Origin of the sequence: Rhodoferax sp. (assembly GCF_030646845.1) — a bacterium.
Classification (GTDB): domain Bacteria; phylum Pseudomonadota; class Gammaproteobacteria; order Burkholderiales; family Burkholderiaceae_C; genus Rhodoferax.
Genome location: NZ_JAUSLE010000017.1, coordinates 39054 through 53267, shown reverse-complemented (window position 1 = coordinate 53267; position 14214 = coordinate 39054). Strand labels below are relative to the sequence as shown.

The following is a 14214-nucleotide window of genomic DNA, read 5'->3' as shown; positions in this document are numbered from 1 at the left end:
CAAGGAAATCAAATCACTCATCAACGCCAGTGTGGAGCGCGTCGAACACGGCACCACCCTGGTGGACCAGGCCGGCACCACCATGACCGAGGTGGTCAGCAGCATTCGCCGCGTCACCGACATCATGGGCGAGATCAGTGCGGCCAGCAGCGAACAGGCTTCCGGCGTGGCGCAAGTGGGCGAAGCGGTCTCCCAGATGGACCAGGCCACCCAGCAGAACGCGGCGCTGGTTGAACAAATGGCGGCGGCTGCCAGCAGCCTCAAATCACAGGCGCAGGAACTGGTGCAGGTGGTGGCGGTGTTCAAACTGGGGGCGAATGACAGCCATCGCGGTACTGCCCCGGCCGCCGTGCGCTCGCACACGTCGGGCAAGCCGCCTTTCAAGGGCATTGACCGGCGTGGCGGGGGCGTCCCCAAGGGAGCTGCTGCCAGATCGCCTGCCGCCAAGCCAGGTAGGGCCTCGTCTGCGCCGCCAGCACTGCCTGCAGCCAGACCCGCAGCGCCCAAGGCGTCGCCCGCCGGTGGCGATGATGATTGGACCAGCTTCTAAAAACCCCAGTGCGTGGCAGTCCGATCGGGCTGCAGCCCACGTGATGCAAGCGCATGACGCTACGTTTTTGGTAGCATAATCGCTTGACGCGTCAGACCGCTTCGCGCATGTAGTTGCCGAACGCCACCGCCGACAAAGGGCGGCTGAAATAGTAACCCTGTGCCTCGGTGCAGCCCCGCGCCCGCAGAAATTCAAGCTGTCCTTCCGTTTCCACGCCTTCGGCAATGGTTTGCATCCCCAGGCTGCTGGCCATGCTGATGATGGCGCCGACGATGGCCTTGTCGTCGGGGTCTTCGGTGATGTCGCGCACGAATGACTGGTCGATCTTGAGTTTGTAGACCTGAAACCGCTTCAGGTAGCTCAAAGACGAGTAGCCGGTACCAAAATCATCGATGGCCATGCGCACGCCGCGCTGGCGCAGGTCGTCCATCACCGCGATGGCCCCCAGCGGGTGGGTCATGGCCACGCTTTCCGTCAGCTCAAGCTCCAGCAGTCCGGGGTCCAGGCCCACGTCTTCCAGGATGCTGGTGACGAGTTGGGGCAGGTCGGCATGCCGAAACTGGGCGGATGACAGATTGACGGCCATGGTGATGGGTGTCATGCCCTGACTGATCCAGGCCATGAGCTGTGTGGTGGCCGTGCGTATAACCCACTCCCCAATGGGCAGAATCAGGCCACTGCTCTCCGCAATCGGGATGAATTCGGCGGGCGACACCGCACCCAGCTCGGGGTGATGCCAGCGCAGCAGAGCCTCGGCGCCGACGGTCCGGCCGGTCTCCATCGAGATTTGTGGCTGGTAATGCAGTTCCAGCTGGTCGCGCGCCAGTGCCCGGCGCAAGGCGTTGTGCAAGAGCAGGGTGCGGTCAGAATGGGCCTGTATCTCGGCGGTGAAAAATCGGTAGCTGTTGCGCCCGTCTTCCTTGGCGCGGTACATGGCGGCATCGGCGCACTTGGACAGCGCGTCGAGATCAGCGCCGTCTTTCGGGTAAAGCGCGATGCCAACCGACGGTGTGACCGTGAGTTCGTGCTGTTCAATCTGAAAGGGCATCAGTGCCGTCTGCAGCAGCTTGTCGGCCACACGGGCCGCACCCTCTGCATTGGTGTCGGGCAGCAGCAGAATGAATTCGTCACCTCCCAGGCGCGAGACCGTATCCTGCTCCCGCACGGCGGCCTTCAGGCGTGCCGCCAGTTCAACCAGCACCTCGTCGCCGACGCGGTGCCCCAGGGAATCGTTGACGTTTTTGAAATGGTCCAGATCGAGAAACATCAGGGCGACGCACTGCTGGGCCCGTTGGGCTGCGCTGAGCGCATGCTGGCACCGGTCGCTCAACAGCAGGCGGTTGGGCAGCCCGGTGAGGGCATCAAAATGGGCCAGGCGCTGGATATGGGCTTCGGCAACTTCTTGTTCGGCTGCTTTTTTCTCCAGCTCAAGCACGGTGCGCCTGAGCTCCTGGGTACGCAATTCGACTAATCCTTCGAGGTTCGCGCGCGCTTGCAGCAATTCATTCTCGACGCTTTTTCGCGCCGTGATGTCCATGGTGATCCAGATCGCCCCATGGCCCGGATCGTTGGGGTCAATGGCTTTGGCACGAACCTCGCAAAAAATGGGAGTGCCGTTCTTCTTGCACAGTGTGATTTCGCCTTCAAAGGCTTGCCCGGCGGCGAAGGGCGCGCGCCATCGCTCGGCAGCGTCAATCCATTCCTGCTCAGTCAGGTACCACTGCCGTGAGGAGACGCCGTGCAGTTCACCCGGCGCATAACCCAGCATGGTCTCAAAACTCTGGTTGCAGCGGGTGACTCTGCGGTCCCGCAGAAACACGATGCCCACCATGGCGTTGTCCAGAATCAGGCTTTGTTCAGTCAGGACCGACTCGAGTTGCGCCTGCGCTGCCTTGCGCTCACTGATGTCGTCAACAATCCAGATCGAGCCCTCGTCAGTGGCCGCCGGATTGACCAGTTTGCCGGTCAGATGGGTCCAGAACAACTGGCCATCCCGGCGTTTCATCAGGACCTCTGATTCGTACGCCAGGCCCTGGGCCATGACGGGGTAGGCCGCTTCGGCCAGTGCATGAAATGACGCTTCGTCGGGGTACAGCGACATGTTGGAGCTGCGCAATGCATCGGCCGTGCTGGCATGGCCAAAGACCTGTGCAAAGCGCTGGTTGCAGCGAATCAGGATGCGCCGCTTGATGAACACGATGCCGACGCCTGCATTGTCCAGAATGACCTGCTGCTCGCGCAGCGCAAGCTGCAACAGCTCCAATGCGTCGGGGTGCCCTGCATGCAGGTCGGGATCAGTGTTGCTTGCGGGCATGGGGCCTGTGTTGTGACGAAGTAGCCTGCATTGTCCTGCAAACGGACCGGTGTTTCAGTAGCGTCGGGGTTTCCCCAGCCAGGCCGCCAGGCCAAACACCAGCGCCGGCAGCAGCCACTGCAGCCACGCGTAGGCAGCGGTCAGGGACCGTTGCGCGCCTGAGGCCAGTGTGACGGCTTCGGTGGTCACCGTGGCAAAGCGCCCGGCGCCGACAAAGAGGGTTGGCAGATACTGCGCCACGCTGACTGCAAAGCCAACGGCAAAGGCCGATGCCAGCGCGGCGCGCAAGAGCGGCCATTTCACGCGCCAAAGAAACACCGCCCGTCCGTGGCCGAGGGACGCGGCAATGTGCCGAAAGCGTGGGTCGAAACCGGTGTAGGCGGGGCTCAGCGCAATCAGCACGTAGGGCACGGCGGCCAGCGTGTGGGCCAGCCACAGGCCGGCCCAGGTGGCATCAATGCCCCAGTTCAAGGTCAGGCTGTGTACGCCCACCACCCACAGCACCGGGGGTAGCACCAGAGGCAGATAGATGAGACGACGCAACCGGTCAATCAGCAGCGCTGGCGCGCATTCAAGCCAGGCGACCGACCATAGCAGCGCGACCAGGGCGCTGGCCAGCGCCAGCGTCAGTGTGGTCCCCATGGTGGCGAGGCTGCCCCAAACCGATGCCCAGGCGCGTGTGGTGAGTGTCTGCGGCCATAACGCAGGGAACGGCCAGATGCCAGCCACACTACCCAGGGCCAGCGAAAGCATCACAGCCAGGTACAGGCACAGCAGGGCGGCCAGGCCCACGGCCCCGGCGCGCGCCAGCATGCTCCGCTGCGCTGGCGCGCGCCGGGTGCCCGTGGTCCAGCGCGTGCGCCACGCCGGCTGCCGGGGCACTTGCCACAGCAGGCCCGCCATGGCTCCCACGAGCAGGGCCAGCAACCATGCAGCGGCAGCCCCGCGCGCGTTGACGGTCACATCGGCATCCAGCAGCCATTGCCATGCCAGCACCGCCAGCGTTGGCGGCGTCGTGGGGCCAATTACCAGCGCCACGTCCACCACCGTCAGGCTGTAGGCCAGCACGGCCAGCATAGGCCAGCGCAGCCGTGGCCACAACTGCGGCCACAACACGCGCCACCAGGCAGCGCGTGGCCCATAGCCCATGCTGCGCGCCACCAGCAGTTCACGGGTCCAGACTTGTGCGACGTCGGCGCGCTGCAGCTGGGTGGCCGCCGCCCACAGCAGAAACGGTACTTCCTTGGCGACCAGCACCAGAACCAGGCCGAGTCCCCAGGGGTCTTGCGTGGTCGCCCAGGGCGGCGGTGCGTCCAGCCCCGTGGCCCAGGGTGACAGGGCCCGCAGCAGCCAGCCGCTGGGGGCCAGCAAAAAAGCCAGCCCAATGGCAAATGCCGCATGCGGCACGGCCAGCATCGGACCCAAGGCCTGCATCAGCCGGGCCCAGGCCGGCCCGGGGAAATTGTGTGAAATCAGCCAGGCGGCAAGCGCTACTGACAGACCGCTGGCGAGCAGACCGGTCCACAGCGTGAGGCCCAGCGCCTGGAGGGTTTGCGAATCCGCCAGAAGCCCCTGCCAGGCCGAGGCGTCCAGCGCCGCCATCGCTGCAGCCGAAGCGGCCCACAGCAGAGGCAGGCCCAAAGTCATGATGAGCAGCGCCGACACCATGCGGTCAGCACGACCCATGAGCTTCATCCTTTGTCCGCAACAGAGCCGGCCCACGCCAGCCCCGCGGCGACGCCGCCAAAGCGGTCGCCCTGCACCATGGTCGCACCCGGCAGGGCGGCTTTAAGGGCGTCCACCAGCGGCTGGAGCGCGGACGACCCGCCGGTGAGGTACACGACGTCCACTGCGGCGAGGCCCGAGGCCTGCACGCACTGCAGGGCGCATTGCACCACCTGGGTCAGCGACCCGGCGAGCGCCTCGCCCATGCCGTGCGGGGTGATGACGACAGGAGGAGCCGGCAGGGCATTGTTGGGCGTGTGCAAGAAGGCCAGGTCCACCGCCGCGTTGTCTTGTGAGATCGAGCAGGCGATCTTGGCGGCTTCGACGCCCGCCAGGATGCGGTGCCCATGGTGCTCCTCCAGCACTTGCATCAGACGGGCATGCAGCGCCAGGTCGGCATAGGAGGTCCACAGTTCGCGGGCAAAGTGCATGCTCTTGCGGGAATAGGCGTGGTGGATCAGGTGCCAGGTGGACAGGTCGAAAAACACACTGTTGGGTATCGGGCGCTCGCCCGGGCCAATGTGGCGGTAACCCAGCAGCGGCATGACGTAGCCCAGGTCGAGCAGGCGGTCAAAGTCAGTGCCGCCCAGATGCACACCGGTGGTGGCCAGGATGTCGCTGCTGCGGTCGCTCTTCTGGCGCAGATCGGGGCCCAGGCGGATCACGGTGAAGTCGGAGGTGCCGCCGCCAATGTCCACCACCAGCGCCGTGGTCTCGCGGGCAATGCGCTGCTCGAAGTCGAATGCCGCGGCGATGGGTTCGAGCTGGAAGTCGATATGGGCGAAGCCCGCTTCTCTGGCGGCACGTCCCAGCGTGGCCTGAGCCAGTGCATCGCGCTCGGCATCATCATCCACAAAATGCACCGGGCGACCCAGCATGGCGCGCTCGATCGGGTGGCCCACATGAGCTTCGCAGCGTGCCTTGAGTTCCTTGAAAAACAGCACGACGATGTCAAAAAAGCGGATGGACTGGCCGTTGACCACCGTGTACTCGTCCATCAACCTGCTGCCCAGCAGGCTTTTGATGGAGCGCATCAGCCGCCCTTCGGTGCCACCGAGGTAGGCTTGCATGGCCTGTGTACCGAAAAGAGTGGTGTGGGTCTCGTTGCAGAAGAACAGTGCTGTGGGCATGGCCGCGCTGGCGCCATCCAGCGGGATCACGCACAACTGGCCGTCGGCGCCCACCAGCGCCGCCGCCGAATTGGACGTGCCAAAGTCAATACCCAGAACCATGCCGTGTGGCCGCCCCGTCAAGCGGTCAGGCCGCCATGCTGCCCTGGCCCAGTGTGCGGGCCAGGAAGGCCGACAGGTCAGCCACTTCGCGGGGATGGACGCTATGCGCCATGGGGTAGCTGTGCCATTGCACCGGGTAGCCCAGACCGGTGAGCAGGTCGCGCGAGGCCTCGCCACGTGCGGGCGGCACCACCGGGTCCATGCTGCCGTGGGCCATGAAGATGGGCGTGTGGGCGTTGGCCGGATGGCGCTCGGCGACCAGGGTATTGGCCAGCGGCAGGTAGCCCGACAGGGCCATGATGCCCGCCAGCCTCTGAGGCAGCCGCAAGCCGGTGTGCAGGGCCATGGCGCAGCCTTGCGAGAAGCCCGCCAGCACGATGTTCTGGTGCGCAATGCCGCGCGCCACTTCGTGCTCAATCAGCGCGGTAATGGCGTGGGCGGAGCGCTGGATGCCGGCAGCGTCCTGGCGGCTGATCAGATCGACGCCCAGGATGTCGTACCACGCCGGCATGATGTAGCCGCCGTTGAGGGTGACCGGCAGGCTGGGCGCGTGCGGAAATACGAAGCGAATGGGAGGACAGTGGCGCAGGTCCAGTTCGGGCACCAGTGCCGCGAAGTCGTTCCCGTCGGCCCCGAGGCCGTGCAGCCAGATGACGGCGGCAGTCGGGTGCGGAGCGCTGTCAATTTCAACGCGGGGTAGCAAGGTGTTCATAGGGTGAAATTGTATAAAGGGCGATCGCTGACGGGTCGGACAACCCGCGGGACCACCGTTCGCTGCGCCAGGCGCCTAAAACAGTTCGACTTCGCCCATGTTGGCGGCCGCGTCAAGCAGTTCACCGCTGGCAATCAGGGCCGCGTGGCTGCAAACCTGATTTCGACCGTGCGCCTTGGCATGGTAGACCGCCTTGTCGGCGCGCTCGAACGCGCCGCTGGGTGTGTCGCCGGTCTTGATTTCGGTAAACCCGACGCTGATGGTGATGGTGCCAACCTGCGGGAAGAGGTGTCTTTCCGTGGTGGCTCGGAGCCGCTCAAGCACGCCCGCGGCTTCTGCTTCGCCATTGCAGCGCATGAGCACGACGAACTCTTCTCCGCCAAACCGGTAGAGCTGGTCGTGAAAGCGAAAGTGTGCGCGCATCAGGCGTGCCAGCAGCAGCAGGACTTCGTCGCCGATGAGGTGTCCATAGTTGTCATTGACGCGTTTGAAGTGGTCAATGTCGATCATGGCCAGCCAGTAGCTGCCCGCGCCTGCCGCGTCTCGGCGATCGCCCTCGATGTTTTCGACGGCCATTTCCTGCTCAATGGTCGCCTTCAGGAAGGCGCCGTCAAATGTCTTGCGATTGAGCAGGTCCGTGAGCGCGTCGCGCTCGCCATAGTCGAGCAGGCTTTGAAAGTTGAGATACAGGCGAAGCACGCCGCTGACCAGACGTTGGGCATCTTCAGAAAGCGGCTCGTCGGTGCTGATTTCCAGGACCCCGACGGTTGCGGCGTTGCTGGCGAGAGGAAATACTGTGATGCTGGGGCAGTCGCTGGTTTGCGATAGCTGCCGTGTTGCGAGCGCTTGCTGGCGCAGGGGATGGCCCGACAAGGGGGGCAGCGAATCCAGTCTGGACCACGCCGAGTCGCTGGTCGGGGTCGGCTGCCCGGCGTCCCATTGGGCACAGATCCGCCAGCGTTCATTGCCCGCGTCGCCAACCACCCGGCAGATGGCCGTCGACTTGGGTTGCAGCAAGTCATTGATGGCACTGACCAGTGCAACGTCGAGTGCATTCCGGTCTCGCAGGGCGGTCAGATCGGCAAGGTTGTCGACGAGTTGTGGCATTTGATAGGCATATTTTTGGCTGCGCGCAGTGTACCTTGATGGCCCATGGCCGTCACTGCTGACCGTAGCGTTTGAGCCACTCCCGCTCCAGTGGCTCCACCCAGCTGCCATGCGGCTCGGGCAAAGTTGCCGTGACCCTGTCCACTTGACCCGGCCGCGGGCTTGCATTGAAGCGGGCACGCTCCGCCGGGGGCAGTTTTTCCATGGCCAGCACGGTGGGGTCACCCCACTGGGCAATGTCGGCTTTGCGTGCCTGCGCCTCGGAGCTGAGCAGGAAGTTGATCAGGACCTGGGCGCCTTCCCTGGCCCGGGCATTGAAGGGGATCGCCAGGAAGTGGGTGTTGCCAATCGAGCCGCCGCTGAACTGATAGCTCACCACGCTTGGCGCAAGGCGACCGGCGGCGATTTCGTTGGCCGCTTCGTTCGGGTTGAAGGTGAAGGCCAGCAGCAACTCACCGTCCGCCATCATCTGGCGCACGGCCGCTGAATTCTGCGGAAACTGCCTGCCTGCACGCCACAGGTGGGGGTGCAGCGCGTCGAGAAAAGCCCACAGCGGTGTGCTGGCCCGGATCAGCGCCTCGGGCGTGACGGGTTTGTACAGGGCACTGCGGTCTGCGTTCACTTCCAGCAGCACCTGCTTGACAAACGTGCTGCCATGAAAGTTGGGAGGGCGCGGGTAGCTGACCCGCCCGGGGTTGGCTTTGGCAAAGGCCAGCAGCTCGGCCATGCTGCGCGGTGGGCTGGGTACGCGTGCCTGGTCGGCAAAGAAAGTCAGCTGGGCCATGCCCCAGGGTGCTTCCAGTCCCTCGACCGGTTCCGAGAAGTCGATGCGGGTGGTGGGCTTGCCCTGCACGTCCACATAGGCAAAGTTGGGTAGGCTTTCGGCAAACGGGCCAAACAGCAGGCCCTCGCGTTTCATGGTCAGAAAGTTTTCGCCATTGATCCAGACCATGTCCACCGTGCCGTCCGTTAATTTGCCGGCGGCTTTTTCCTGGCGCACGCGTTTGACGACTTCCGCGGTGTCCGTGATCTTGACGTGTTCCAGTTTCACACCGAAGCGCTTCTGTGCCTCGGCGCCAGCCCACTGCAGGTAGGCGTTGATGTTCTGGCTCCCGGCCCAGGCATTGAAGTACACCGTTTGCCCGCGGGCCCGGGCCAGGGTGGCAGCCCAGGAGTCAGCTGTCTGCGCGCTCAAGGACGTGCCCAGACTGGCGCCCATGAGCAAGACGGCCTGGCGACGCGACAGTGGCGTGTTCATGCCAGCAGCGCCTGCGCAAACTCGCGGGCATTGAAGGTTTCAAGGTCTTCCAGTTTCTCGCCGACACCGATGAAATACACCGGAATGGGCCGCTCCCGCGCTATTGCCGCCAGCACACCACCTTTGGCTGTGCCGTCCAGCTTGGTGACGATCAGTCCGGTGAGTTGCAGGGCGTCGTCGAAGGCCCGGACCTGGGTGAGCGCGTTTTGCCCGGTGTTGCCGTCAATCACCAGCAGCACTTCGTGCGGTGCCGTGGCGTCGGCCTTTTGCACCACGCGTTTGATTTTCTTGAGCTCCTCCATCAGGTGCAGCTGCGTCGGCAGGCGACCCGCGGTGTCCACCAGCACCACATCCTTGCCGCGCGCTTTGCCGGCGCTGACCGCATCAAAGCTCACGGCGGCCGGGTCGCCGCCCTCCTGGCTGATGATTTCCACCGTATTGCGGTCGGCCCAGACACTGAGCTGCTCGCGGGCCGCGGCGCGGAAGGTGTCAGCGGCTGCCAGCAGCACGGTGGCGCCCTCATTGGCCAGATGACGTGTGAGTTTGCCAATCGTGGTGGTCTTGCCCGCGCCGTTGACGCCTGCCACCATGATCACGGTCGGTTGTTGCTGGCCAATAACCAGCGCTTTTTCCAGCGGCTGCAGCAATTCGGTGAGTGTTGCAATCAGGATGTTCTTCAGCGCCACCGGGTGGGTGACGCCGCTCTCGCGCACCTTGCGCCGCAATTCATTCAGCAGGTACTGCGTGGCCGCGACGCCTGCGTCGGCCATCAGCAGGGCGCTCTCCAGGTCCTCGTACAGGGCTTCATCGATCTGGGTGCCGCCAAACACCGCCGAAATGCTGGACGCCGTCTTGCCCAGGCCCGCTTTGAGTTTTTCCAGCCACTTCTGTCGTTCCGGCGGCACGGCGGCGGGCACGGGAATCTCAATCGGCGTGACCAGCGCCCGACCGATCAGGGAGCCACCAGTGCCCGGCGCTGCCGGCGCCGGTTGCACCCCTGCCGGGGCGGGCGCAGTTGCGGTGGCTGGCACGGCCGGAGGGGCCGTGGGTGTGGGCGGGGGTTTCTTTTTGAAAAAACTGAACATTTGGCGGCTTCTTAGAATCACATCATTCTATGAAACGACCCATGCCCCTGATTTTTTTCCGTCTGTTGCCGTTTCTTTTCTTCGCTGGCTGTCTGCTGTCCGGTGTCGCAGCCAGTGGCCAGACCCCTGCCAAAGTTGAACAATTCACCTTGCCCAACGGTTTGACGGTCATCGTCAAACCCGATCGCCGTGCCCCCACGGCGGTTCACATGCTGTGGCTCAGGGTGGGGTCCATGGACGAAGTGGACGGCACCTCCGGCGTGGCGCATGTGCTGGAACACATGATGTTCAAAGGTACACCAAAGGTGAAGGCGGGCGAGTTTTCGCGCCGGGTGGCGGCCCTGGGAGGGCGAGAGAACGCTTTCACGGCCAAGGACTACACAGGCTATTACCAGCAGATTCCGTCCGGCCGTCTCGAAGATGTGATGAAGCTGGAGGCGGACCGGTTTGCCAACAACCAGTGGCCCGATGAAGAGTTTAAAAAAGAGCTTGAAGTGGTCAAGGAAGAGCGCCGCCTTCGCACCGAAGACAGCCCCCGGGCTCTCATGCATGAAGCGTTGAATGCGACTGTTTTTGCAGCGTCGTCGTATCGGCGCCCGATTGTGGGCTGGATGAGTGACCTGCAGGCCATGACGCCGACCGATGCGCGCGATTTCTACCGCCGGTGGTATGTGCCCGCCAACGCCGCCGTGGTGGTGGCCGGTGATGTGGATGTGGCGCAGGTGCGCCGACTGGCTGAGAAGTATTACGGCGGTCTGCCGGCGCGGGCGGTGCCCGAGCGCAAACCGCGTGCGGAGCCTGTGCAGGCGGGCATACGGCGCATGGCGTTCAAGGCGCCGGCTGAGCAGGCCTATGTGTCGCTGGCCTTCAAAGTGCCCGGCTTGAAGTCGCTGGACGGGACGGATGCGAACCGGCAGGCCGACACACCGGCGAACGAACCAGCGGGCACGCCAGCCAGCCAGGTTGGCAACTCACAAGGCAACGCAGACGCTCTGGCGCTGACAGTGCTGGCCGCTGTGCTGGACGGCTACAGTGGCGCCCGGCTGGACCGCGCGCTGACACAGGGTGACAAGCGGGTGGCTGACGGTGTCGGCGCCTACAACGGTTTGTGGGGTCGCGGGCCGCAGCTGTTCGTGCTGGACGGCGTGCCCGCGCAGGGCAGGACGGCTGCCGAGGTGGAACTGGCCCTGCGTGAGCAGGTGGCCCGCATTGCCAGCGAGGGGGTGTCCGAGGCTGAGCTCAACCGCGTCAAGACCCAGTGGGTGGCCAGCGAGGTGTACAAGCTCGATTCCGTCTTCAACCAGGCCCGTGAACTCGGCAGCAACTGGGTGCAGGGGCTGCCGCTGGATGCGGGCGAGCAGCTGATTGCCCGCCTGCGCGCCGTCACGGCCGCGCAGGTCAAGGCGGTGGCGCAGCGCTACTTTGGTGACGATCAGCTCACCGTAGCGGTGCTGTTGCCGCAGCCACCGGACAAGACCCGCAAGCCGCGTCCGCCACCGGCGGGCGCCAGGCACTGAAAGCACGGTCCATGATTACTATAAAAAAGATAGCTATCTACGCAATATTGACGGGGGCTGCAGGACTTTTTTGTTCAAAAATGGCGCTGGCTGGCATTCCCATCGAGCATTGGACGCAGGCCTCGGGGGTTCAGGTGTACCTGGTGCAAAGCCCGGCGATTCCGATGGTGGACGTACAGATCGACTTTGACGCCGGCAGTCGCCGTGATCCGCCGGAGCAGGCCGGGCTGGCCAGCGTGACGGCCAGCATGACTTCCAAAGGTGTTCTGGCCAGCGCGCGGCCAGTATCGGGTACTGCCGAGCCTGCGCTGGATGAAAACGGCTTGAGTGAAGCCTGGGCCGATCTGGGTGCCTCGTTCGGCGCGGGTGCCAGCAGTGACCGCCTGAGTTTTTCACTGCGCTCGCTGACCTACCCGGATCTGTTGGGCAAAGCCACGCAGCTGGCGGCCAGGCAACTCGGCGAGCCTGCATTTCCCGACGCCATCTGGCAGCGTGAGCGCGAACGCCTGAACGCCGCCATCCGGGAGGCCAACACCCGTCCGGCCACGTTGGCGGGGCGCGCATTTGCCGCAGCGGTCTACGGCCAGCACCCTTACGGGTTCGAGATGACCGAGGCGACACTGGCACGCATCAGCGTGGCCGACATGAAGGCGCTGTACAGCAGCCTGATATTGCCGTGCCGTGCCAAGGTGACGATAGTGGGGGCTGTCACCCGGGAACAGGCCGACGGGTTGGTGACCCAATTGTTTTCGCGCCTCCCCGCCAACGCCAGTGCCGGCGTGCCCACGGCGTGCCCGCCGCTGCCCGCCGTGGCCGAAGTGATACCACTGGACAAGCCGGTGGAGAAGCGCATCGCGTTCGACTCGGCGCAGGCCCATGTACTGATCGGACAGCCCGGCGTGAAGCGCAGCGACCCCGATTTCTTTGCCCTGACGGTCGGCAACTACATCCTGGGTGGCGGCGGTTTTGTGTCGCGGCTGTCGAATGAAGTGCGCCAAAAACGGGGCCTGAGTTACAGCGTCTACAGCTACTTCTCGCCCGGATTGCATGCGGGGGCATTTACCCTGGGCCTGCAGACCCGGCCGGATCAGGCCAGTCAGGCGGTGCAGGTCTCGCGCGAGGTGGTAGCCAGCTTCGTGGCGAAGGGCCCCACCGAAACCGAACTGCAAGCTGCCAAGGACAACCTGATCGGTGGTTTTGCCCTGCGGCTCGACAGCAACCGCAAGCTGCTGGACAACGTCGCCAACATGGCCTGGAACGATTTGCCGCTGGACTATCTGGACACCTGGACGCAACAGGTGCAGAAGGTCAGCGTCAAAGACATTCGGGCGGCCTTTGCACGGGTGTTGCAGCCCGAGACGATGGTGACGGTGGTGCTGGGCGCGACAGAGTCTGCCAACTGAAGTTGAAAATACTGCTTCACATCGCGCACCGTCCGCCCGAGGCGGGGGCTCGGTTTTTCCTGGCAATGGAACTCCCCGCCCTGGCTTGGTTAAGCTCTGGTCATGAAACAAAAGAAATCTGAACTTCCCCGAAAGCCTCGCGTCCCCCGGCACGCCTCCCCGCAGAGCCATGAGGTTCGCATTATTGGCGGCCAGTGGAAGCGCACCAAACTCGCCGTGGCCGACAGACCCGGGCTGCGCCCGACCCCGGACCGTGTGCGCGAGACCCTGTTCAACTGGCTGGGCCAGGACCTGAGCGGCTGGCGCTGCATTGACGCCTTTGCCGGCACCGGTGCGCTCGGCTTTGAAGCGGCGTCGCGTGGCGCCAAAGAGGTGACACTGGTCGAACAGGACAGCGCCCTGGTGGCGCAGCTCAAGCGCGTCCAGACGCAATTGCAGGCAAGCGCCACGCAGATTGTGCGGGGCGACGGCATTGCGGCCCTCAAGCAGCTTGACCCGGCCAGTATGGACGTGGTGTTTGTGGATCCGCCTTTCGACTCCGTGTTGTTTGAAGCGGCAGTGCAAGCGGCGGGTCGCGCTGTGGCACAGGACGGCTTTGTGTACCTGGAGGCGCCGACCCTGTGGACCGATGCGCAGTTGGAGAGCGCCGGGCTGAAGCTGCACCGGCACCTCAAGGCCGGCGCAGTTCACGCCCATTTGCTCACGCGTCTGGGCTAGCCCGTCACGGCGCGCTGCATAATGCGGCGCAGGAGAGCCCCGCGACAAAAAGAGCATGCCAGTTCTTCCCTCAACCGACCTACAGGCGCACTATGGCCCACAACGTGATCGCCGTTTATCCCGGCACTTTTGACCCGATGACCCTTGGCCACGAAGATGTGGTGCGACGGGCGACGCAGTTGTTTGACCGCGTCATCGTGGCCGTCGCCGCGGGACATCACAAGAAGGCGCTTTTCTCCCTGCAAGAGCGCATTGATATGGCACGTGAGGCGGTCAAGGACTATCCACAAGTGGAAGTTGAAAGCTTTTCCGGCCTGTTGCGTGACTTTGTGGTGGCGCGCGGCGCCAAGGCGATGGTGCGCGGTCTGCGCGCCGTGACGGACTTTGACTACGAATTCCAGCTCGCCGGCATGAACCGCAGTCTCATGCCCGACGTGGAAACGGTTTTTCTGACGCCCAGCGACAAGTACCAGTTCATTTCCAGTACCTTTGTCCGCGAAATAGCCACGTTGGGAGGCGAGGTGAACAAGTTTGTGTCGCCAGAAGTGAACGAACGCCTGATGGAAAAAGTGCAGCACCTGGCACGTACGTAGG

The 14214-nt window shown here is 64.2% G+C and carries 12 protein-coding genes; 5 read left to right on the top strand and 7 right to left on the bottom strand.

Annotation, left to right across the window (positions count from 1 at the left end; translation table 11 throughout):
- Positions 1 to 550 (top strand): methyl-accepting chemotaxis protein (locus tag Q7T10_RS04815; protein WP_304746515.1); only part of this gene is annotated, 550 nt, incomplete at its 5' end.
- Positions 551 to 641: 91 nt separating this feature from the next.
- Here the strand turns inward: Q7T10_RS04815 and Q7T10_RS04810 are convergent.
- The 7 genes from Q7T10_RS04810 to ftsY form a co-directional block, all read right to left on the bottom strand.
- Positions 642 to 2864 carry a bifunctional diguanylate cyclase/phosphodiesterase gene (locus Q7T10_RS04810; RefSeq protein ID WP_304746513.1) on the bottom strand — a complete coding sequence of 741 codons (2223 nt, stop codon included), beginning with the start codon at positions 2862 to 2864 and terminating at the stop codon, positions 642 to 644.
- A 54-nt stretch (positions 2865 to 2918) separates the two neighbouring features.
- The gene (locus Q7T10_RS04805; protein ID WP_304746511.1) at positions 2919 to 4550 is read right to left on the bottom strand and encodes an ABC transporter permease; all 1632 of its coding nucleotides are present in this window, start codon (positions 4548 to 4550) and stop codon (positions 2919 to 2921) included.
- Between the two features lie 5 nt (positions 4551 to 4555).
- Complete coding sequence (locus Q7T10_RS04800) at positions 4556 to 5821, bottom strand: Hsp70 family protein (RefSeq protein WP_304746509.1); 1266 nt, start codon at positions 5819 to 5821, stop codon at positions 4556 to 4558.
- Between the two features lie 25 nt (positions 5822 to 5846).
- Positions 5847 to 6533: an alpha/beta hydrolase gene (locus tag Q7T10_RS04795; protein WP_304746507.1), complete on the bottom strand. Its 687-nt coding sequence runs from the start codon at positions 6531 to 6533 to the stop codon at positions 5847 to 5849.
- A gap of 75 nt (positions 6534 to 6608) precedes the next feature.
- Positions 6609 to 7640 (bottom strand): GGDEF domain-containing protein, encoded by a 1032-nt coding sequence (locus Q7T10_RS04790; protein WP_304746505.1) that lies wholly within the window; start codon positions 7638 to 7640, stop codon positions 6609 to 6611.
- A 52-nt stretch (positions 7641 to 7692) separates the two neighbouring features.
- Positions 7693 to 8898, bottom strand: a complete 1206-nt coding sequence (locus Q7T10_RS04785) for an ABC transporter substrate-binding protein (protein WP_304746503.1) — start codon at positions 8896 to 8898, stop codon at positions 7693 to 7695.
- Positions 8895 to 9983, bottom strand: a complete 1089-nt coding sequence (ftsY, locus tag Q7T10_RS04780; protein ID WP_304746501.1) for a signal recognition particle-docking protein FtsY — start codon at positions 9981 to 9983, stop codon at positions 8895 to 8897. Before ftsY ends, Q7T10_RS04785 begins: the two co-directional genes overlap by 4 nt.
- Before the next feature lie 41 nt (positions 9984 to 10024).
- On the opposite strand from ftsY, the gene Q7T10_RS04775 reads away from it, so the two are divergent.
- From Q7T10_RS04775 to coaD, 4 genes are all read left to right on the top strand, one after another.
- The gene (locus Q7T10_RS04775) at positions 10025 to 11500 is read left to right on the top strand and encodes a pitrilysin family protein (protein WP_304746499.1); all 1476 of its coding nucleotides are present in this window, start codon (positions 10025 to 10027) and stop codon (positions 11498 to 11500) included.
- A gap of 11 nt (positions 11501 to 11511) precedes the next feature.
- Entirely contained in the window at positions 11512 to 12903 is a 1392-nt protein-coding gene (locus tag Q7T10_RS04770) for a pitrilysin family protein (RefSeq protein WP_304746497.1), read from the top strand.
- Between the two features lie 102 nt (positions 12904 to 13005).
- Positions 13006 to 13620 (top strand): 16S rRNA (guanine(966)-N(2))-methyltransferase RsmD, encoded by a 615-nt coding sequence (gene rsmD, locus Q7T10_RS04765; RefSeq protein ID WP_304746495.1) that lies wholly within the window; start codon positions 13006 to 13008, stop codon positions 13618 to 13620.
- Positions 13621 to 13712: 92 nt separating this feature from the next.
- Positions 13713 to 14213 (top strand): pantetheine-phosphate adenylyltransferase, encoded by a 501-nt coding sequence (gene coaD, locus Q7T10_RS04760; RefSeq protein ID WP_304746493.1) that lies wholly within the window; start codon positions 13713 to 13715, stop codon positions 14211 to 14213.
- Position 14214: the final 1 nt, after the last annotated feature.